The following is a 22,111-nucleotide window of genomic DNA, read 5'->3' on the forward strand; positions in this document are numbered from 1 at the left end:
AGTCCCTGCTTCTATGATCACAATTATGCTTAGAGGATGTGTCAAACATGTCAGATGTATATAAAAATGCTGGAGTAGACGTAGAAAAGGGTTATGAAGCTGTTGAGCGAATGAAAAAGCATATCGCAAAAACGACTCGTCCAGAAGTTCTTGGAGGTATCGGTTCATTTGCAGGATTATTTGACCTTTCCGGCTTTAACTATAAGGAGCCTGTAATGGTTTCAGGAACTGACGGTGTTGGAACGAAATTGAAACTTGCCTTTGAAATGGATAAACATGATTCTGTCGGAATAGATTTAGTTGCCATGTGCGCGAATGACATTGTTGCACAAGGAGCACAACCACTATTTTTCCTTGACTACATCGCATGTGGGAAAAATGACCCTGCGATGATCGAACAAATTGTTTCCGGTATTGCAGGTGGTTGTGTCGATGCAGGCGCAGCACTTATCGGTGGAGAAACAGCAGAAATGCCTGGGATGTACAGCGAGAATGAATATGATTTGGCTGGGTTTGTTGTAGGGATTGCCGAAAAATCAAATCTTGTTACAGGTGAATCCATTGAAGCAGGTGATGTGGTTATAGGTCTTGGCTCCAGTGGCATTCATTCCAATGGTTATTCATTGGTTCGAAAAATTATTGAAGATTTGGACTTAAAAGAGTCATACGAAGGTCTCTCAAAAACCCTAGGTGACACAGTAATGACACCGACCAAAATTTATGCGAAGCCAGTAGCTGCAGTTTTAAAAGAAACGAATGTAAAAGGCATCTCACATATTACAGGTGGCGGTTTTTATGAAAATTTCCCTCGTATGATGCCGAGTGGCCTAGGTGTGGAATTGAATAAGGGGACCTGGCACGTACCAGAAATTTTCTCATTCCTTCAAAAACAAGGAAATATTCCAGAAAAAGATATGTATGGAGTATTCAATATGGGTATTGGTATGGCACTTGTAGTCTCTTCGGAAGCTGTCGATCTTACACTCTCGTTGTTGAAAGAAAATGGTGAGGAAGCAACTGTTATTGGAACGGTGACGAGCAATGAAGGAGTGCATTTCACATCATGAGTAACGTGAGGGCGGCAGTTTTTGCCTCTGGAACGGGAAGCAATTTTCAAGCCATCATGGAGACAGAATCCCTCGCATGCGAGGTAGCACTTCTCGTATGTGATAAGCCGCAAGCAATTGTGCTAGAAAGAGCCAAAACATATAATGTTCCAACATTTATATGTGATCCGAAACAATTTGCTTCTAAAGCGGAGTATGAACAAGTAATCGTAGAAAGACTCCAAGAGGCAGAGATTTCCTGGATTTTCTTGGCAGGATATATGCGAATTGCCGGGCCTACTTTGCTACAGGCTTACGAGGGAAAAATCGTAAATATCCACCCTTCCCTACTTCCTGAGTTCCCAGGAATAGATGCCATCGGACAGGCATTTAAGGCCGGAGCGAAGAGAACTGGAGTTACGGTTCATTTTATTGATGAAGGAATTGACACGGGGCCAATTATTGCACAGGAAACAGTTACCATTCAGGAGAAAGATACAGAAACATCGTTGAAAGAAAAAATACAAAAAGTGGAGCATGAGCTGTATCCACGGGTGATCAATCAACTTCTACAATCAAAGTGAGGGATATGTCATGAGTAAAAGAGCACTGATTAGTGTTTCGGATAAAAGTAACATTGAAGATTTTGCCAAAGGCTTGGTTGAAGCAGGCTATGAGATCATTTCGACTGGTGGTACGTTACGTGCGCTAGTGAATGCTGGGATTAAAGCGAAAGCTGTCGATGAAATCACAGGTTTTCCAGAAATAATGGATGGACGTGTAAAAACTTTGCATCCATTCGTCCATGGAGGATTGCTTGGTAAACGTTCCAATCCAGAACATATGAAACAGATGAAAGAAAACAATATTTCACCAATTGATGTCGTTGTCGTTAATTTGTACCCTTTTAAACAGACCTTGGAAAAAGATAACGTTTCGAAAGAGGAAATTATTGAAAATATTGATATTGGTGGTCCAACAATGCTTCGTTCTGCTGCTAAAAACTTTGAAGATGTGGCAGTTGTTGTGGATCCTTCTGATTATGATAGCGTATTGGAGGCAATACAGGAAGACAAGCTCGATAAGGAACTTCTGCAACAGCTTGCAGCTAAAGTTTTCCGTCATACTGCCAATTATGATGCGATGATTTCACAATATTTCATGGGAGAAACAAAAGAGGAATTCCCGGAAACGTATACCGTTACATATGAAAAAGTACAGGACCTTCGTTATGGTGAAAACCCGCACCAACATGCAGCATTTTATAAAAATCCAACAGATAAAAGCACGAGTCTTGCTACTGCAAAACAACTGCATGGTAAAGAATTATCCTATAACAACATTCAGGATGCAAGTGCAGCTTTGGAAATCTTGGCAGAATATAATGACCCAGCAGCTGTAGCTGTCAAACATATGAATCCTTGTGGGATTGGTGTAGCAGAAACAATTTCAGGGGCCTTCGGACGTGCATATGATGCTGATCCCATTTCGATTTTTGGTGGAATCGTAGCATGTAATCGTGAAATTGATGTAGCTACTGCAGAGAAACTAAGTGAGATATTCCTTGAAATTGTTATCGCACCTGGGTTTACGAAAGATGCACTGGAAGTTTTAACAAGGAAGAAGAATATTCGCTTACTTGAACTAGAATTAAAGAAAAGTGAAACTGCTACGAAGAAACTTACAACCGTTAGTGGAGGCGTATTGATTCAAAACAGTGATAATGGAACGGTTACTCTTGACGATTTAACAGTTGCAACAAAGCGCAAGCCCACAGATGCAGAACTTGAAAATTTACTGTTTGCCTGGAGAGCTGTTAAGCATGTAAAATCAAATGCAATTTTGCTGGCAAAAGATAATCAGACAATTGGTGTCGGTGCTGGACAAATGAATCGTATTGGCTCTGCCAATATCGCAATTGAGCAAGCAGGAGAAAAAGCAAAAGGAGCAGTATTGGCTTCGGATGCATTTTTCCCAATGCCTGATACAGTGGAAGCAGCAGTAAAAGCAGGAATCACGGCGATTATCCAACCGGGTGGTTCCAAGCGCGACCAGGATTCTGTCGATGTTTGTGATGAATACGGAATAGCGATGGTATACACAGGAATGCGTCACTTCAAACATTAAAAATGATGATGAGGAGGCCACTGCTTTGGGGCTTCCTGATGTTTCTTAAAAGGGGGCAATAATATCGTGAATGTACTAGTAGTCGGACGGGGCGGACGTGAACATAGCTTGGTGATGAAACTTGCTGAAAGTAGTCAAATTACAAACCTGTATGCTGCACCAGGAAATGGTGGTATTTTGGACCAGGCAGTTTGTATTGACATTGATGAAATGGATATCGAAGGGCTTGTAAAATTTGCAAAAGAAGAAGCAGTCGATTTGACGATTGTTGGTCCAGAGAATCCATTAAATGCAGGAATTGCCAATCGTTTTCATCAAGAAGGTTTGCCTGTATTTGCGCCTACTAAGGAAGCAGCTCTTCTGGAAGGTAGCAAAAGCTATGCGAAAGAATTCATGAAAAAATATGATGTACCTACTGCTGATTATGCTGTTTTTACCGACGCTCAGGAAGCGAAAGCATATATTGAGGAAAAGGGAGCACCGATCGTCGTTAAAGCGGATGGTCTTGCTGCAGGTAAAGGTGTCATTGTAGCCTTGACGAAAGAAGATGCACTTCAGGCTGTTGATGATATGCTCGTATCCAAGGAATTTGCCAGTGCGGGTGCAACGGTTGTCATTGAAGAATTTTTGGAGGGCAAAGAATTCTCGCTGATGGCATTTGTTCATGAAAATCAAGTATTTCCAATGGTAACAGCAAGAGATCATAAACGAGCTTTTGATAATGATCAAGGCCCGAATACAGGCGGTATGGGAGCATTTGCCCCTGTTCCTGATGTTACTCGTGAACATCTTGATTTTTCCATGGAGCAAATCTTGCAAAAAACAGCGGATGGAATGATGACAGAAAATCGTGCTTTTACAGGCATTTTATATGCAGGGTTAATTATGACTGCGAAGGGCCCTAAAGTGATTGAGTTCAATACTCGATTTGGAGACCCGGAAACACAAGTCGTTTTGCCGTTATTGAAAAATGATCTTATTCAAGTTTTTACAGATGTACTGAGCGGAAGAAATCCTAAACTCATTTGGGAAGACGCGTCATGTGTTGGGGTAGTGCTTGCTTCCCAAGGATATCCTGGTTCCTATGAGAAAGGTGCTACTATTCCTGAATTTACCGAGTCAGCGAGCACATTTATTGTTCATGCTGGTACAAAGCAAGAAGATGATGCCCTTGTTTCGGATGGTGGTCGTGTCCTACTTGTCGGTTCAAAAACTCCAACCCTCGATGCTTGCGCAAAAGATGTTTACGAGTTGCTCGAAAAGGTAAACACAAATGGAGATTTCTTTTATCGAAAAGACATTGGAAAACAGTAAACGATACCGAATCATCTGCATACATGTGGATGGTTCGTTTTTTTTAATAAAGGCTCCTTTCGAAATGTTCGTTGCTTTATAACCATTGCAGTTGGGATAAAATGCGAACTAGATAAGTTACTTCGGCGACCGCTCTGGGGAAATATACTTGCGGTTCGCGGGCGGCTGGTGAGCCCCTTCATGCTGACGCATTTCAGTGTCTAACCTATGCCTTTTCTCCCGCTGGAGTCTTCGTATATTTCCCCAGAGCTGGTTTTAAGCTTACAAACTGATAACTACATTAGTGATTTATAAAATTCATATCACCGGGCTTCACCAGTACGGGTGAGCGGCGGGCGGTGACTCCTGCGGGAAAAGCACGTGTCTGAAGACCTGAAGAGTGGTTTTCTCTTCGGGGCTGAGGCCGTGCCCGCGGAAAGCATCCGCCCAGAGCGATCCCGGACGGCGGGAAAAGCAGTTACTTAAAGAAACTAAACAACCAGCAGTTACTTAGGAGTTTATATATATTGTGGCAAATACAATTCCTTTCGGTGGGACGAGTAACCGCAGTTCCAATCTTCTTAGCCTTAATGAATTAAGTGATTCGCGAAAAAAACGTTTCATACATTCAAGCTTATTCCTTCTAAATGGAGTTAAAAATTTTTCCTTATATTTACAACAACTTTACTTAATTAAAGTGAAAAATATGTTAAAATAGAGAAAATGACTTATTGGAGAGTTGACAGATATGATGGAAAATGGATTGAATTGGAGAAATCGTGAACTCAGACAACATGTAAAAGTAGTCGATGGGTTAGAGGCACCTACACTTGTACTTTCTAATGCTACTTATTTGAACGTATATACAAAACAATGGCTTGAGGCAAATATATGGATTTTTGACGAACGGATTGTGTATGTCGGTGCCAAATTACCAGATGATTTAGCAAATATAGAAGTGGTTGATTGTACTGGAAAATATTTAGTGCCTGGTTATATTGAGCCGCATTCACATCCATTTCAGCTTTCAAATCCGGAAGATATAGCTTTACACGCTGCAAAATTCGGAACAACTACATTAATCAACGATAATTTGACATGGAATTTTTTGTTGGACAAAAAGAAAGCGTTTTCTATTTTGGATGAGTTTAGAAAATTACCGGTTTCTATGTACTGGTGGGCCCGTTTTGATTCACAAACAGCATTACAGGATGAAGAACAATACTTTAATACACCGGATGTGCTTTCGTGGCTTTCCCATCCAAGTGTTGTACAGGGTGGAGAATTGACTGGATGGCCGAGTCTGCTCGACGGTAATGATCGATTACTGTATTGGATTCAGGAAGCGAAAAGACTTGGAAAACCGGTAGAAGGACATCTTCCAGGAGCTTCTGTAAAAACACTAACAAAAATGAAACTGCTTGGTGTAAGTGCAGATCATGAATCGATGACTGGTGAGGAAGTGATGAACCGCCTGCAAATGGGTTATAGTGTAGGCTTACGCTATTCTTCCATTAGACCGGACTTACCAAAGCTTATAGAAGAAATTCTCGAGGCAGGTCTTGAATCGTTTGATAATCTGACAATGACGATGGATGGACCACCTCCAGAATTTATGAAAGATGGCATCATGAATGTATGTCTTGAAATTGCCATCGAAAAAGGGATTCCACTGGAAGAGGCATACCGGATGGCGAGCTATAATGCTGCAAGACACCTTCACTTGGATGAGCAGATTGGCAGTATTGCACCAGGAAGAATAGCTCATATTAATATTTTAAAAGAAAAATCAAATCCTCACCCAGAGAGTGTGTTGGCAAAAGGTCAATGGGTAGTAAAAAATTCAGAACATCAGGTCTATGAATCAATCATTGACTGGAAACAATTTAATATTGGGCCAATGGAATTTGACTGGCACCTGGACGAAGGAGATTTGCAATTCTCAGCACCTGTAGGTATGGAAATGGTTAATAATGTTATTGTAAAACCATACACAATTGATACTGATATTTCGGTAGAAGATTTGTCAGCAACGAATGGAGACCAGTTTCTGCTTTTATTAGATAAAAAAGGAAAATGGCGAGTAAATACTGCTATACGTGGATTTGCTCCTAAATTAGGCGCTTTGGCCAGTACATTTTCTGCTTCTGGTGATCTTATTTTTATCGGGAAAAACAAAAAAGATATTCTTCTTTCATGGAAGCGATTGAAGGAAATCGGTGGGGGAATTGTGCTCGTGCACGAAGGAAAAGTACTTGTAGAAATTCCGCTTGATTTAGGTGGAACAATGTCAGAAATTAAGATAGATACCCTTATATCGAAAGAAAGAAAATTAAAAGAATATCTTAAAGGATTTGGGTATGTTTTTAATGATCCAGTATACAGTCTGCTTTTTCTGTCAGCGATACATCTACCATTTATTCGAGTTACCCAACAGGGGTTAATGGATGTAAAGAATAGAGAAATTCTCTTCCCAGCAACAATGAGGTAGCATATAATAGGATAGTATTAGACTACAATAGAGAAAGCGTGTTGGGGTATGAGAAAGTTATTTTTCGTGTTACTTGCAGTTTTTGTTGTTTTCCTTGCGGGCTGTTCCAAAGAGGAACTTCCGGCGAGTGATAATGGAACAAAAGGAAATGACCTCGGTAGTGAAAAAGCCAAGACCGAGGTACCTGAAAAAATGGAGGGAAAGGAAACTATTTTCCCGCTTACAGGTATTGAAACAGATGAAGAAGTGGATAATCGTATCATAAGTGTTATGGTAAATAATCATCCAGCTGCCAGACCACAGTCGGGATTGTCAGAAGCGGACATTGTATTTGAAATCCTTGCAGAAGGTATGATCACTCGATTGCTTGCCTTCTACCAAAGCGAGATGCCTGATGTGATCGGTCCGGTAAGAAGTGCTAGAGAATATTACTTCGAACTTGCTAATGGATATGATGCACTATATGTGTACCATGGAGCGGCTAACTTTGTGAATGATATGATTGCAAATCGGGGAATTAACTATTTGGATGGCGCGATTTATGATAATGATGGTAATCTATTTAAACGGGAGTCTTTCCGTAAAGCCCCACATAATTCCTACTTATTGCTAGATGCGGTTTATGATATGGCAGAAGGTAAAGGTTACGAGACAGCCGCTTCCCATGAGCCTTTGGAATTTTTGGCAAATGAAGAAGTAGAGAATTTGTCAGGAGAAACGAAGAAGCATGTTAAAATTGTTTATAGTAATAACCCTTCGTGGATTGTGGAATACTCCTATGATGAAGCAAATGGCAACTACTCCAGATCAAGTGATGGAGAGCAGACAATAGAGTTAAATTCAGAAGAACCTATTGTATTGGACAATGTCTTTATTGTAGAAACTTCCCATGAAGTAATCGATGATGCCGGAAGAAGAGCAGTAGATATGGAATCAGGTGGCAGTGCTTATTTAATCCAAGAAGGTCACGTGCAGGAAGTTCAATGGGAAAATAGAGAAGGGCGAATTGTTCCTGTAAAGGATGGCGAGCTCGTTGGTTTTGTACCTGGGAAAACATGGATTAATGTAGTGCCGACAAATCCTGGAATGCAGCAATCTGTAACTTTTTCAAACTAGTAAAATGATCAGGAGGTTTTTCTGTGCAAATTGATAAATTACGCGGAGAGCAGTTGGACCAACTGTTCGATGCGATTTTATCATTAAAAGACCGGGAAGAATGTTACCGATTTTTTGATGATATAGCAACCATGTCAGAGATTCAGTCGATTTCGCAGCGATTACAGGTTGCGAAAATGCTGACAGATGGTAACACCTACAGTGCGATTGAAAAAGAGACAAAAGCGTCGACGGCGACCATTTCTCGTGTCCGTCGCTGTATTAATTATGGCAGTGATGGATATCAGATGGTATTAGAGAGAATAAGTGAAAAAGAATAGAAACCGGCAGCCCTAAGGTGGGTTGGCGGTTTCTAATTTTTTATTAATATTTGATAGTCGCCGATAAACTTCCCGCATTCGCCGATAAAACAAATAATCCGCCGATAAACTCACCACGTTCGCCGATAAAAAAGAAAATGAGCCGATAAACAGACCGCATCCGCCGATAAAACGTAACACCTCCTTTTGGCTTTATAAAAAGATTAGCCATATCCCTAAATTCCGCCTAACATTTTTGGTATAATAAACTAATGAATTCTGTTGATGGAGGATACGACTGTTGAAGAAGATAAATGAATGGAAACATATATTTAAACTCGACCCGGCAAAAGAAATTTCCGATGAACATTTGGATTTGATTTGTGAATCAGGAACAGACGCTATTATTGTAGGTGGAACGGATAATATGACTTTGGACGGTGTACTCGATTTATTATCACGAATACGCCGCAGCCATACGGTTACCTGCATATTAGAAGTATCTGAGGAAGAAATACTTACTCCGGGATTTGACCATTATTTTGTACCGATGGTGTTGAATTCCAAGGATAAGAAATTTATGATGGATATTCAACATAAGGCGATTAAAGAATATATCGATATGATGGAATTTAGTGAGGTATTTTTTGAAGGATATTGTATATTAAATGAAGATTCCAAGGCTTTTAAGCATACAAACAGTTTTCTACCAGATGCTGGCGATGTGAAAGCTTATGCGTATATGGCAGAGCATGTTTTTCACCTGCCAATTTTTTATGTGGAATACAGCGGCACATACGGCGACCCGAAGCTTGTGGAAGAAGTGAAAGAAGAGCTGGATAATACGATGCTTTTCTACGGTGGTGGTATCGAAAACAGTATGCAGGCGCAGGAAATGAAAGAACATGCAGATGTTATTATTGTTGGAAATAGTATTTATACCGATATTAAAAGTGCATTAAAAACAGTAAAAGCAATAAATTGATTCAAGGGACGGTGTAGTGATGAGTCAGAAGATAGATGATATGATAAATGGATTAAATAAGGAACAGCAGGAAGCTGTACGACATACAGAAGGCCCGCTACTTATTATGGCAGGTGCAGGGAGTGGTAAAACGAGAGTGTTAACACATCGTATTGCCTATTTAATGGGGGAGAAAGAGGTTTCCCCAAGGAATATCCTTGCAATTACGTTTACAAATAAGGCTGCTAGAGAGATGAAAGAACGTGTTCGGAAACTAGTTGGCTCTCAGGGCGAATATATGTGGGTATCCACATTCCACTCGATGTGTGTACGTATTTTGCGCCGAGATATTGACCGGATTGGCTATAATAGCAGTTTTACAATATTGGACAGTGGAGATCAATTGTCTGCTATTAAACAAGTACTTAAAAATTTGAACATGGATCCCAAAAAGTTTGACCCACGTGCAATGCTTGGACAAATAAGCTCTGCGAAAAACGAATTGATTACAGATCAAGAATTCAGCAAAAATGCAGGTAATTTCTATGATAATCAGGTGGCCCAGGTTTATGAAGGCTATCAGAAGATGCTTCGGAAAAACCAGTCACTCGATTTTGATGATCTAATTATGCAGACGATCCACCTCTTTGATCGAGTGCCAGAAGTATTAGAATATTATCAGCGTCGCTTTCAGTATATTCATGTGGATGAGTATCAGGATACGAACCATGCCCAGTATTTTCTCGTGAAACAGCTGGCAAGCCGTTATCAGAACCTATGTGTTGTAGGTGACTCGGATCAGTCTATTTATCGCTGGAGAGGTGCAGATATAGCAAATATCCTATCTTTTGAAAAGGACTACCCAAAAGCACGCTCGGTCTTCCTCGAACAAAATTACCGTTCAACGAAATCCATCCTTGCAGCAGCAAACAAAGTAATCGGAAATAACGCGGGACGCAAGCCGAAAAATCTTTGGACACAAAATGTAGAAGGACAGAAGATTAGTTATTTCCAAGGAGCTACGGAACAGGAAGAAGCACTTTATGTGACGGATAAGATTCAGGAACTGACTCGCAATAAAGGATTTTCTCCAAGTGATGTTGCGATTTTATATCGAACAAATGCACAATCCCGTGCGATTGAGGATACATTTCTGAAGTCTGGGATCAACTATCAAATGGTCGGGGGACAAAAGTTCTACGAGCGTAAAGAAATTAAGGATATGGTAGCCTATTTACGTTTGATCACGAACCCAGAAGATGATCTTAGCTTTGAACGTGTCGTAAACGAACCGAAACGCGGAATCGGGAAAACCTCTGTGGAGCGACTTAGAGCATATGCCATGCAACATGATATTTCATTTTATGATGCAGTAAAAGAAGTTGACTTTACGGGCGTATCTGCAAAAGCAGCAAATGCACTCGCTGAATTTGGAAACTTAATCAAAACATTAACACAGCAACAAGAATTCCTGACTGCAACAGATATGGTTGAAGCGGTTCTTGAACGGACAGGCTATGAACAAATGCTTGAAAACGAAAAATCAATTGAAGCACAGAGCCGTCTGGAAAACTTAGAAGAGTTTATGACAGTTACAAAGGATTTTGAAGAAACAAGTGAAGACAAAACATTGATCGCATTCCTGACAGATCTTGCCTTGATTGCAGACATTGACCGTGTGGATGAAGAAGACCCTGACAATGTTGCGAAAATCACACTTATGACACTGCATGCAGCTAAAGGACTTGAGTTCCCAGTCGTCTTCTTAATTGGGATGGAAGAAAATGTTTTCCCGCACAGTCGTTCCATGATGGATGATGAGGAAATGCAGGAAGAGCGCCGTCTGGCATATGTAGGCATTACCAGAGCGGAGAAAGAACTCTACCTGACTCATGCGAAGATGCGTACGCTTTACGGTAAAACAAATATGAATCCAATTAGCCGCTTTATCAACGAAATCCCGCAAGAATTGATTGATGGTATTGAACAAGCAAATACTTCTATGTTCGGTGTCAGATCATTGGATCGACAGAAGGATCAACCTGCTCCTATCAAAAGGAGAGCAGAACGTATGCAAAAAACAACCGGTGCAGAGAGCAAAAGTTGGGCTGCCGGTGATAAAGCGACCCATAAGAAATGGGGAGTTGGAACTGTCGTTAAGGTTCAAGGTGACGGAGAGAAAATGGAATTGGATGTTGCCTTCCCGGCTCCCGTTGGTATCAAACGACTCCTTGCAAAATTTGCCCCAATAACGAAAGAATAGGAGTGCCGTGGTGATGGATAAACAAAAAGCAGCGAATCAAATAAAAGCATTGGTAGAATTATTGAATCAATATGGCTATGAATATTATGTGCTTGATCAGCCAAGTGTACCTGATGCTGAATATGACGAGAAGCTCAGGGAACTCAGTCAATTAGAGCAGGAATATCCTGAGCTTAAAGTAGATGATTCCCCGACCCAGCGTGTAGGCGGGAAACCACTAGATGCGTTTAAGAAGGTACAGCATAATGTGCCGATGCTTAGTCTTGGCAATGCATTTAATGAACAAGATCTGAGGGATTTTGCAAAACGAGCTAGCGGTGGGACAGACGAGCCAATCACATTCGTTTGTGAGCTTAAAATCGACGGACTTGCCATTTCACTAACTTATGAAAATGGAAAGTTTGTCCGTGGAGCTACACGAGGGGATGGCACAACAGGGGAGGATATTACGAATAACCTGAAGACAATCCGAAGTATCCCACTCTCCATTAAAGAAAAAGGGACACTTGAAGTACGTGGAGAAGCTTTTATGCCACATAAATCGTTTCTTGCCTTGAATGAAGCGAGAGAAGAAAAAGAAGAAGAACCCTTTGCGAATCCAAGAAACGCGGCTGCGGGATCATTAAGACAACTTGATCCGAAGATTGCGGCAAAGCGTAATCTCGATATCTTTTTATATGGAGTTGGTGAGTGGGATGGCAGTCCTATTTCAACACATAGTGAACGGCTTGAACAATTAAAACAGCTTGGCTTTAAGACGAATCCGGAATGGAGGAAATGCACAAACATCGATGAAGTTATCGAATATGTGACCTACTGGACCGAGGAACGTCCAAACTTATCCTATGAAATCGATGGAATCGTTGTTAAGGTTGACGATCTCAATCAACAAGAAGAATTAGGGTATACTGCAAAAAGTCCCAGGTGGGCGATTGCCTATAAGTTCCCTGCTGAGGAAGCAATCACTAAACTTAGGGAAATCGAGTTAAGCATTGGGAGAACAGGCGTTATTACACCGACTGCTATTTTAGATCCAGTAAAAGTCGCTGGTACAACCGTACAGCGTGCATCGCTTCATAATGAAGATTTAATCCGTGAACAAGATATTCGGATTGGAGATACCTTGGTTATTAAAAAAGCCGGTGATATTATTCCGAAAGTAGTTCGTGCTGTGATTGAAAAAAGAACGGGTGAAGAAAAGGAATTTCATATGCCAACGGAATGCCCGGCATGTGGCAGTGAATTGGTCAGGCTTGAAGAAGAGGTCGCATTGCGTTGTATTAATCCAAACTGTCCTGCACAATTGATGGAGGGACTTATTCATTTTGTTTCGAGAAATGCCATGAATATCGATGGACTGGGAGAGAAAGTAATCATTCAACTTTTCCAGGAAAAATTGATTCATACCATGGCCGATTTATATCGATTGAATCGTGAAGAATTGCTTCGTCTAGAACGGATGGGTGAAAAATCAGTCACTAATTTGCTCGAATCCATCGAAACTTCCAAAGGAAATTCCTTGGAAAGGCTCTTATTTGGACTTGGCATTCGTTTTATTGGAGCAAAGGCAGCAAAAACACTTGCTATGGAATTTGAAACAATGGAAAAGTTGCAGGTGGCAACTTTTGATGATCTAATTGCAGTCGATGAAATTGGTGACAAAATGGCTGACTCCATTGTTCAGTATTTTTCAGAAGACAAAGTAACAGAACTGTTGAATGATTTACGTGAGCTAAATCTGAATATGGAATACACAGGACCAAAGAAGGCGCAACTGGATGATGATTCTGTATTTGCAGGAAAAACAGTTGTATTGACTGGAAAAATGGAAGAATTCTCACGAGATAAAGCAAAAGAAATGATTGAATCCTTAGGCGGAACAGTTACTGGAAGTGTGAGCAAAAAAACAGATCTCCTCATTGCAGGAGAGGATGCGGGTTCCAAATATGATAAAGCACAAAGTTTAGGTATTGAAATATGGGATGAAGCGCAACTAAAAGATGTTGTGGAAAGGTAAGGAGTGTTTTCGTTGAAAAAAATAAGCACGTTGCTACTATGTACACTCCTTTTTATCACAGGCTGTGTGCAAAATTCAAACGAGGAAGAAGTTTTGCAAAACGATGAGGATATTGCAGAACCGGAGACATCCATTGTACCAAGTTATCAATTATCCGATGAAAATTACCGAATGATTCTTCCTTATAAAACAAGTGAAGCAAGAGGGGTCATCGTAAATCAGATGGCTAATCGGATTGACATTGATGAAATGGAAGAAGGACTCAGAAGATTGTCTAAAGAAGTATATGACCCGGAGGAATTATATTTTCAGGAGGGACAATACTTAGATTCAAGTACCATATTTACTTGGATTGATGAGCTTAATCCAGTATTAAACGAGGATGCCAATATAGAAACACACCGGGATAATCCGAGGTATTTATCCCATATATTGGAACAAAATTATATGAAACATAATGAAGATCAAAGTGTTGAGCTTGCAGGTATCTCCCTTGGAATTGCGATGAAATCCGTGTATCGTTTCACCGCAGAAGGTGTTGGACCATTTTATGAAGATATTCCTAAAGAAGAGATGTTGTCAGAGGGGAATAAGATTGCTCAAGCAATTGTCCAGCAAATTCGCGAAATGGAAGGATTGACGGAAGTCCCAATTATGATCGCTCTGTATCAGGAGGAAGAACAAGCCTCACCCGTACCAGGGAATTTTGTTGCAAAAGTAAATGTCCCAGGAGGAAGCAGCTCTGTCGACGGTTGGGAATCAATAAATGAAGAAAATATTCTCTTTCCATCCGATGAGGGAAGGGAAAAATATTACGATGATCACGAAATTGTATCTAGTTTTGGTACTGAAATTTCCCAGTTTTTCCCTAACTATGTTGGATTAATTGGTGAGGGATTTTATATCGATGAAGAACTCCAAAAGTTAACCATTGAAGTACCTATAGAGTTTTACGGTAAAGCGGAAGTTCTTGGCTTTACACAATATGCCTACGGGCTGGTTCAGGAAATGTTCCCTAATTACTATGACCTGGAAATAAATATCACTTCAAGTCAAAAGATGGAAAGTCTAATATACCGTGATGGAGGAGATGAAACTCCTACCGTTCATATTTTTGATTAAAAAAGTAGATAGTTAATGGAATGCCATGAGAAATTAATGGCATTCTTGATGCTTTTAGTTATTGTAATATTCCATTTTTGAAATGTGCTATACAACTTACTACAAATTTCCCACTTTCTGAGGATTTTTATCCCGAGAACCTGTAAATTTTCTTATTTTAGGAAAACCAGAAACTTATTTACGCTTTAATTCGCGTATTCACCCTATGTTTTTCCCAATATGCATTCTTGAAAACTATGATATAATTAAGTTAATTAAAATATTTTGAATTTGATGATAGGGTGGGTATTTTGATAGAGATAGGATCATTTATTAAATTACAGCGTGCCAAACAGGAAATGACTTTAGGTGAACTTTCTGAAGGGATTGTATCTGTATCCTATTTATCAAAAATTGAAAACCAAAAAACCCAGGCAAGTCCAGAGACGATCCAATTACTTTGTAACCGCCTAGGGATTGAAGTGGACAACAGTCAGGAAGAAGCCATCAAAGAGAAATGCAAGCAATGGTACGGCATGTTGTTTGAAGTAAACAACAAAGAAGAAATTATAGCTACATACAAAGAAATCCAGGCAATGATGGATAAGAACCTCTCAGATAGTCTCATGATGTTCGAGATTCATAAGATAAGGTATTTTTTAATCTTAGGTGATTTTGATGAAGCACTGAAAAAGATAAATGAACTAAATGAAATATCCAGTACCTTTGATAACTTGCAACAATTTTATTGGTATAAGTTTAGAGGGAATTACATTTCAGTTAATGGTGATTTTAATCAGGCACTCCACATGTATAAACTCTCAGAAGAAAGAATAAACAAGATTGATATAGATGAAAAAGAAGCTGTGGATATTCAGTATATTATCGCAGTTACTCACAGTAAGCTTAGAAATACTTTAGAAGCTATTGAGTATGCTAATAAATCCCTTGAAATTTATATGAAACAATATAATTTTATTCGTTGTGCGCAATGCCATAATATTCTAGGCATTTCTTTTAGGCGTATTAAACTGTATGATAAAGCAATAAAAAATTTCAACTTGGCACTGCATCTTGGCAAGCTAGAAAAGAATAAACAATTAATTCAACTTACTAATCAAAACTTGGGTTTCCTATATTCAACAAAAGGTGAATCTGTTGAAGCGATTCAATACTATAAAGAAATCATAGATGATGCTGAACTCTATATAGGAGAAAAAGTTGAGACTTTAGCTTCTTTAGTAAGAGAATATTACAATATCGAAAATTACGATGGAGCTAAGGAAAGTATTGAATATGGTCTCGAGTTAATCTCTCGGTTGGATGATATAGAACCTTACAGGGTCTTTTATTACATTATTTATACTTATAATTATTTATTAAGTGAACAATTTGCTGAATTTGAAGATATGTTAGTTAAACAATTTTTACCGTATCTAAAAAAGCAGAAGGACTATGCAAGCATAATTGTCTATGCAGAATTATTAGCTAAGCATTATGAAAGACTCTATAAATATAAAGATGCTACAAAATATTACAAAGAGGCTAACTTTGCCTATGAGCAAATTTCTAATATTTAATATTTCCTTGAAGGAGGGGAGTAATATGAGAAAATTATTAGCAGGACTTTCATTAGGTGCTCTATTAGTAGGTGGATTTGCATTTGCGCAAGATTCTAATCCAGTAGACCTTACTATGGATAAAGAACCATCAATTTTTAGTATCAGTAACACTGTAGAGCTTTAAACTAACTATTCAATTTTTACCCTATTACTATATGATGGATTTTGCCTGAGACGGAGTGGAACCTGTTTCAGGTATTTTTTTACCATTTTTAGGGAATAGTATGTGTCCAAAATAATTTTTTAAATAATTTTTTAGTTCACTAAAAAGTGAAGGTATGGGAAGGGATATGGATAAATAAGTAGTATTTTATGTTCTAAGTGATTTGTATCTTGCTCACACCTCTATATCACTTTTAATAAAAAAATATGGCTGAAAACACATGAATAATAGTTTATGTTTTCTGTCAAAATGGCTTTGTAGCAGTCTTTATGGGTTGAAAATGAATGCAATCTATGAAATCATAATAAAGGCCCATAAACGGGGAATAATAGAAAAAAATAATAGTATTAAATCAGGGGGAGGTAGAAAGGATGGAATATGCAATCAGGGGTGTAACATGGTTTTGGTTATTTATACCGATGCCGATCGTGCTTTTATTATCCATCATTACATTATTTACAGAGAGGAGAAAATAAAGAGTGAGTCTTACAACATTAATTACGTTTATCGTTTATTTACTAGGAATGCTTGTAATAGGTTTAATTATGTACTACCGTACTAATAATTTATCTGATTATGTCTTGGGAGGAAGAAATCTAGGACCGGGTGTAGCAGCATTAAGTGCTGGAGCCTCAGATATGAGTGGGTGGCTCTTGCTTGGTCTGCCTGGTGCGATTTATGCTTCAGGGATGGCAGAGGCCTGGATGGCAGTAGGTTTGGCAATAGGTGCTTATTTAAACTGGCAATTTGTTGCAAAACGCCTACGTGTGTATACAGAGGTTTCGAATAATGCCATCACGATTCCGGATTTTCTGGAAAATCGTTTTAAAGATAAATCTCATATTCTCCGCGTTTTATCTGCTTTAGTAATTTTACTGTTCTTTACATTCTATACTTCTTCTGGGATGGTAGCAGGAGCAAAACTGTTTGAAGCATCATTTGGACTTTCCTATCAGGCAGCATTATGGATTGGTGCTATTGTTGTGGTAGGTTATACCTTGCTTGGTGGTTTTCTTGCAGTAGCATGGACAGATTTTATTCAAGGTTTATTAATGTTTGCAGCATTAATTATTGTCCCAATCGTTGCATTAAATGAAATGGGTGGTTGGAATGCAGCTGTTCAAGCGGTTGGCGAAATTGATCCGACACACCTGAATATGGTTCAAGGCGTTGGAATTATTGCTATTTTGTCATCATTAGCTTGGGGTCTTGGTTATTTCGGTCAACCACATATACTTGTCCGGTTTATGGCATTACGTTCAGCCAAAGATGTACCAAAAGCACGCTTTTATGGTACAGCATGGATGGTCTTAGGTCTGTACGGTGCCATTTTCACAGGTTTTGTTGGACTGGCATTCATTAGTACGCAAGATGTTTCTGTATTAAGTGGTTTTGGAATACAAGTAATGGATGAAAATGGTATACAGATGCTGGCTGATCCAGAGAAAATCTTTATTGCCTTTTCTCAATTATTATTCCACCCAATAATTGCTGGGATTCTATTAGCAGCAATCCTTTCAGCGATTATGAGTACGATTGATTCGCAATTACTTGTATCGTCTTCAGCTGTAGCGGAAGATTTTTACAAAGCAATTTTCCGTAAAAAAGCTACAGACAAAGAACTTGTTTGGATTGGAAGATTTGCAACAGTAATCATCGCATTAATTGCGGTCATCATTGCAATGAATCCGGAAAGTTCCGTATTAGATCTTGTAAGTTATGCTTGGGCTGGTTTCGGTGCAGCATTTGGACCACTTGTCATCTTATCCTTATTCTGGAAAGGAATAACCAGAAATGGAGCTTTAGTAGGTATACTCGTTGGTGCGATTACAGTTATTGTTTGGGGAGATTTCCTTTCGGGTGGAATTTTTGATCTTTATGAATTATTACCTGGATTTATCCTCAGTTTAGTTAGTACCGTAATTGTTAGTCTAATGGGTAAACCAAATCCTGAAATTGCAGCAGAGTTTGACCAGGCTGTTGAGATAACGAAAGAAAGATAGTATGGATCCACTTCTATTTATAATAGAAGTGGATTTTTTCATAAATAATAGATGGAGGAATATGAACAAGAGATAATTTGCCTACAAGTGACTATCTCTGCTATTATCAATAGTGTTATAATAATGAAATGAGAAAAAGAAGTACAACATATATAAACACCGATATGGAGGTATAACCAATGGCAGATATATCAAAAGAGCAAGTAAAACACGTAGCCCATTTGGCAAGACTCGCTGTAACAGATGAAGAAGTCGAAAAGATGGCTGATGAGTTAAGTGCAATCATCGGGTATGCAGAACAATTGAATGAACTGGATACAGATGGTGTAGAGCCAACGACGCATGTTCTTGATTTGAAAAATGTGATGCGTAAAGACGAGCCGAAAGAGTGGATTACACAAGAGGATGCACTGAAAAATGCTCCTGATCAACAAGATGGTCAATTTCGTGTACCATCAATAATGGCAGATAACTAAGTAGAGAACTTGTCTATCTGTACACGTGCAACAAAGCGTTTGCCACAAAGGTCAGGCAAACGTCAAGTTTTGTAAGAATAAGGAGGGTAACTTTAGATGTCATTATTTGACCATACGATTAAAGAATTGGAAGAAAAGCTACATAATAAAGAAATTTCAGTAGAGGATTTAGTAAAAGAATCCTATAAAAGAATAAAAGAGGTTGATGATCAAGTTCATGCATTTTTAACATTAGATGAAGAGAATGCGATAGCAAAGGCGAAAGAACTGGATGCATCTGACGTTAAAGGAAGCCTTTTTGGCATCCCAAGTGGAATTAAAGATAATATTATGACAAAAGGATTGCGTACAACTTGTGCGAGTCAATTCCTGGATAATTTCAATGATCCATTATACGATGCAACGGTTGTTCAGAAATTGAATAAAGAACAAACCGTTAAAGTCGGGAAACTGAATATGGATGAATTTGCAATGGGTTCTTCGAATGAAAATTCAAGCTATAATCCAACAAGAAACCCTTGGAATACCGATTATGTACCTGGTGGGTCCAGTGGTGGTTCTGCAGCAGCAGTAGCAGCAGGAGAAGTATTGTTCTCATTAGGTTCCGATACAGGTGGATCGATTCGCCAGCCTGCAGCATTTTGTGGAGTAGTTGGAATGAAACCGACTTATGGCCGCGTATCTCGTTTTGGACTCGTTGCATTTGCCTCATCTCTTGATCAGATTGGGCCGATAACTCGTACAGTAGAAGACAATGCACGTGTTCTTGAAGTAATTGCGGGTCATGATGCAATGGACTCAACTAGCGCAAATGTAGATGTACCGAAATACACAGACGCACTTACGAATGATGTGAGTGGACTTAAAATCGCAGTTCCTAAAGAATATTTAGCGGAAGGGGTATCTCCTCAAGTGAGAGAATCTGTCCTTGAAGCATTGAAAGTATATGAGTCAATGGGAGCAACTTGGGAAGAAGTATCCTTGCCACATTCCAAATATGCAGTAGCAACTTATTACCTCTTGTCATCATCGGAAGCATCTGCCAACTTGGCTCGTTTTGATGGTGTCCGTTATGGGGTACGCAGTGAGAATGCCGACAACATGATCGATATGTTTAAAAATTCCCGCAGTGAAGGATTCGGGCCGGAAGTGAAACGTCGAATCATGCTTGGAACGTTTGCATTAAGCTCGGGTTATTATGATGCTTACTATAAAAAGGCACAAAAAGTACGTACATTAATTAAAAATGATTTTGATAAAATCTTTGAGGACTATGATGTTATTATTGGGCCGACGACACCTACACCAGCATTTAAAGTAGGAGAGAAAACAGATGACCCATTGACAATGTATGCAAATGATATTCTAACAATTCCTGTTAACCTTGCAGGTGTTCCGGGAATTTCCATACCATGTGGAATGACTGAAGAAGGCCTGCCACTTGGATTGCAGATTATTGGGAAATACTTTGATGAAAGTACTGTTTACCGTACTGCACATGCATTTGAACAGGCAACAGATCATCATAAAAAACGACCTCAACTTGGAGGTGCCAACTAATGAATTTTGAAACAATAATTGGACTAGAGGTACACGTTGAATTAAAAACAAATTCTAAAATTTTCAGCCCAAGTATTAATGAATTTGGTTCTAATCCAAATACAAATATTAATCCAATTGATCTTGGTTATCCAGGTACGCTTCCAGTTTTAAATGAGGAAGCAGTAAACTTCGCAATGAAGGCTGCAATGGCACTTAACTGTGAAATTGCTACTAATACGAAATTTGACCGTAAAAACTATTTTTACCCGGATAATCCAAAAGCTTATCAGATTTCACAATTTGATCAGCCAATTGGAGAAAACGGCTGGATTGAAATTGAAGTAAATGGCAAGAAAAAGAAAATCGGTATTACACGACTTCACCTCGAAGAAGATGCAGGTAAACTGACACATGGTGAAGATGGTTATTCCTATGTCGACTTTAACCGCCAAGGAACACCATTAATTGAAATCGTATCTGAACCTGATATGCGTTCTCCAGAAGAGGCTTATGCCTATTTGGAAAAACTGAAAAATATTATACAATATACAGGGGTATCCGATGTAAAAATGCAGGAAGGATCACTTCGGTGTGATGCAAATATATCACTGAGACCAATAGGACAAGAAGAATTTGGAACGAAGGCAGAATTGAAAAACCTAAATTCCTTCTCTTATGTGCAAAAAGGACTTGAATTTGAAGAAACACGTCAGGAAAAAGTATTATTATCTGGAGGAGAAATTCTTCAAGAAACGCGTCGCTATGATGAAAAAACAAAAGAAACCCTTCTAATGCGTGTGAAAGAAGGATCTGACGACTATCGTTATTTCCCTGAGCCTGACCTCGTTTCGTTGTATATTGATGAAGACTGGAAAGAGCGCGTACGCAGTGAAATTCCAGAGCTTCCGGACGCAAGAAGACAACGTTATATTGCAGAACTTGGATTATCTGAATACGATGCAGATGTACTAACGGCATCTAAACAAATGTCAGATTTCTTTGAAGCAGCAGTAGAGCAGGATGCTGATATTAAACAGGTATCCAACTGGCTGATGGGTGAAGTTTCTGCATATATGAACAAGAATTACAAAGAACTTCAGGAATTAGCAATTACACCAGTTGCACTGGCAAAAATGATTAAGCTAATTGAAGATGGTACGATTTCATCCAAAATCGCGAAGAAAGTATTTGCTGAATTAGTTGAAAAAGGTGGAGATCCAGAACAAATCGTTAAGGATCAAGGTCTTGTACAAATATCAGACCCTGAACAATTGAAAGAAATTGTCAATCAAATTCTTGATGAAAACGAACAATCGATTATTGATTTCAAAAATGGGAAAGGTAAGGCAAAAGGATTCCTGGTTGGTCAGATTATGAAAGCAACCAAGGGCCAGGCTAATCCACCATTAGTAAATAAAATTCTTGCAGAAGAATTAAATAATAGATAAAAACGTTTGTAGGCTGTCATCTTTTTAAGATGGCAGCCTCCATATATATGTGAAAAACCTTTTCAAATGATCCAAAAAGGACTATCATATAGTTTAGGTGTAAAGGAAAATTAATAAACGAAGAAGCCCTATATCGCTAA

General features: G+C 39.0%; 17 protein-coding genes. All 17 read left to right on the forward strand.

Features of this window, described 5'->3' with window-relative positions:
- Window positions 1–47 precede the first annotated feature (47 nt).
- The 17 genes from purM (at window position 48) to gatB (ending at window position 21,971) form a co-directional block, all read left to right on the forward strand.
- Window positions 48–1,067, forward strand: a complete 1,020-nt coding sequence (gene purM, locus ACFOUV_RS05725; RefSeq protein ID WP_379495827.1) for a phosphoribosylformylglycinamidine cyclo-ligase — start codon at window positions 48–50, stop codon at window positions 1,065–1,067.
- Window positions 1,064–1,630 (forward strand): phosphoribosylglycinamide formyltransferase, encoded by a 567-nt coding sequence (purN, locus tag ACFOUV_RS05730; RefSeq protein ID WP_379495828.1) that lies wholly within the window; start codon window positions 1,064–1,066, stop codon window positions 1,628–1,630. The genes purM and purN overlap by 4 nt, the downstream gene beginning before the upstream one ends.
- A gap of 10 nt (window positions 1,631–1,640) precedes the next feature.
- Window positions 1,641–3,173: a bifunctional phosphoribosylaminoimidazolecarboxamide formyltransferase/IMP cyclohydrolase gene (purH, locus tag ACFOUV_RS05735; protein WP_379495829.1), complete on the forward strand. Its 1,533-nt coding sequence runs from the start codon at window positions 1,641–1,643 to the stop codon at window positions 3,171–3,173.
- A gap of 66 nt (window positions 3,174–3,239) precedes the next feature.
- On the forward strand, window positions 3,240–4,487 hold the full coding sequence (gene purD, locus ACFOUV_RS05740; protein ID WP_379495830.1) for a phosphoribosylamine--glycine ligase: 1,248 nt from the start codon (window positions 3,240–3,242) through the stop codon (window positions 4,485–4,487).
- A gap of 727 nt (window positions 4,488–5,214) precedes the next feature.
- Window positions 5,215–6,957 (forward strand): adenine deaminase C-terminal domain-containing protein, encoded by a 1,743-nt coding sequence (locus tag ACFOUV_RS05745; RefSeq protein WP_379495831.1) that lies wholly within the window; start codon window positions 5,215–5,217, stop codon window positions 6,955–6,957.
- 48 nt (window positions 6,958–7,005) lie between these two features.
- The gene (locus ACFOUV_RS05750) at window positions 7,006–8,073 is read left to right on the forward strand and encodes a DUF3048 domain-containing protein (RefSeq protein WP_379495832.1); all 1,068 of its coding nucleotides are present in this window, start codon (window positions 7,006–7,008) and stop codon (window positions 8,071–8,073) included.
- Window positions 8,074–8,096: 23 nt separating this feature from the next.
- On the forward strand, window positions 8,097–8,393 hold the full coding sequence (locus ACFOUV_RS05755) for a YerC/YecD family TrpR-related protein (RefSeq protein WP_379495833.1): 297 nt from the start codon (window positions 8,097–8,099) through the stop codon (window positions 8,391–8,393).
- A gap of 280 nt (window positions 8,394–8,673) precedes the next feature.
- On the forward strand, window positions 8,674–9,357 hold the full coding sequence (locus ACFOUV_RS05760; RefSeq protein ID WP_379495834.1) for a heptaprenylglyceryl phosphate synthase: 684 nt from the start codon (window positions 8,674–8,676) through the stop codon (window positions 9,355–9,357).
- A gap of 19 nt (window positions 9,358–9,376) precedes the next feature.
- Complete coding sequence (pcrA, locus tag ACFOUV_RS05765) at window positions 9,377–11,599, forward strand: DNA helicase PcrA (protein WP_379495835.1); 2,223 nt, start codon at window positions 9,377–9,379, stop codon at window positions 11,597–11,599.
- 13 nt (window positions 11,600–11,612) lie between these two features.
- Window positions 11,613–13,616, forward strand: coding sequence for an NAD-dependent DNA ligase LigA (gene ligA, locus ACFOUV_RS05770; RefSeq protein WP_379495836.1), 2,004 nt, complete (start codon window positions 11,613–11,615; stop codon window positions 13,614–13,616).
- Window positions 13,617–13,628: 12 nt separating this feature from the next.
- Complete coding sequence (locus tag ACFOUV_RS05775) at window positions 13,629–14,738, forward strand: CamS family sex pheromone protein (RefSeq protein WP_379495837.1); 1,110 nt, start codon at window positions 13,629–13,631, stop codon at window positions 14,736–14,738.
- Between the two features lie 281 nt (window positions 14,739–15,019).
- Complete coding sequence (locus ACFOUV_RS05780) at window positions 15,020–16,297, forward strand: helix-turn-helix domain-containing protein (RefSeq protein ID WP_379495838.1); 1,278 nt, start codon at window positions 15,020–15,022, stop codon at window positions 16,295–16,297.
- A 25-nt stretch (window positions 16,298–16,322) separates the two neighbouring features.
- Window positions 16,323–16,463, forward strand: a complete 141-nt coding sequence (locus ACFOUV_RS05785) for a hypothetical protein (RefSeq protein WP_379495839.1) — start codon at window positions 16,323–16,325, stop codon at window positions 16,461–16,463.
- A gap of 518 nt (window positions 16,464–16,981) precedes the next feature.
- Window positions 16,982–18,505, forward strand: a complete 1,524-nt coding sequence (gene putP, locus ACFOUV_RS05790; protein ID WP_379495840.1) for a sodium/proline symporter PutP — start codon at window positions 16,982–16,984, stop codon at window positions 18,503–18,505.
- 179 nt (window positions 18,506–18,684) lie between these two features.
- Window positions 18,685–18,981 (forward strand): Asp-tRNA(Asn)/Glu-tRNA(Gln) amidotransferase subunit GatC, encoded by a 297-nt coding sequence (gene gatC, locus ACFOUV_RS05795; RefSeq protein ID WP_379495841.1) that lies wholly within the window; start codon window positions 18,685–18,687, stop codon window positions 18,979–18,981.
- Window positions 18,982–19,077: 96 nt separating this feature from the next.
- Window positions 19,078–20,541: an Asp-tRNA(Asn)/Glu-tRNA(Gln) amidotransferase subunit GatA gene (gene gatA, locus ACFOUV_RS05800; RefSeq protein WP_379495842.1), complete on the forward strand. Its 1,464-nt coding sequence runs from the start codon at window positions 19,078–19,080 to the stop codon at window positions 20,539–20,541.
- A complete protein-coding gene (gatB, locus tag ACFOUV_RS05805; protein ID WP_379495843.1) occupies window positions 20,541–21,971 on the forward strand; it encodes an Asp-tRNA(Asn)/Glu-tRNA(Gln) amidotransferase subunit GatB in 1,431 nt (476 codons plus the stop codon). The genes gatA and gatB overlap by 1 nt, the downstream gene beginning before the upstream one ends.
- Window positions 21,972–22,111: the final 140 nt, after the last annotated feature.

Source organism: Oceanobacillus longus, from assembly GCF_042650085.1.
GTDB classification, from domain to species: domain Bacteria; phylum Bacillota; class Bacilli; order Bacillales; family Amphibacillaceae; genus Oceanobacillus; species Oceanobacillus longus.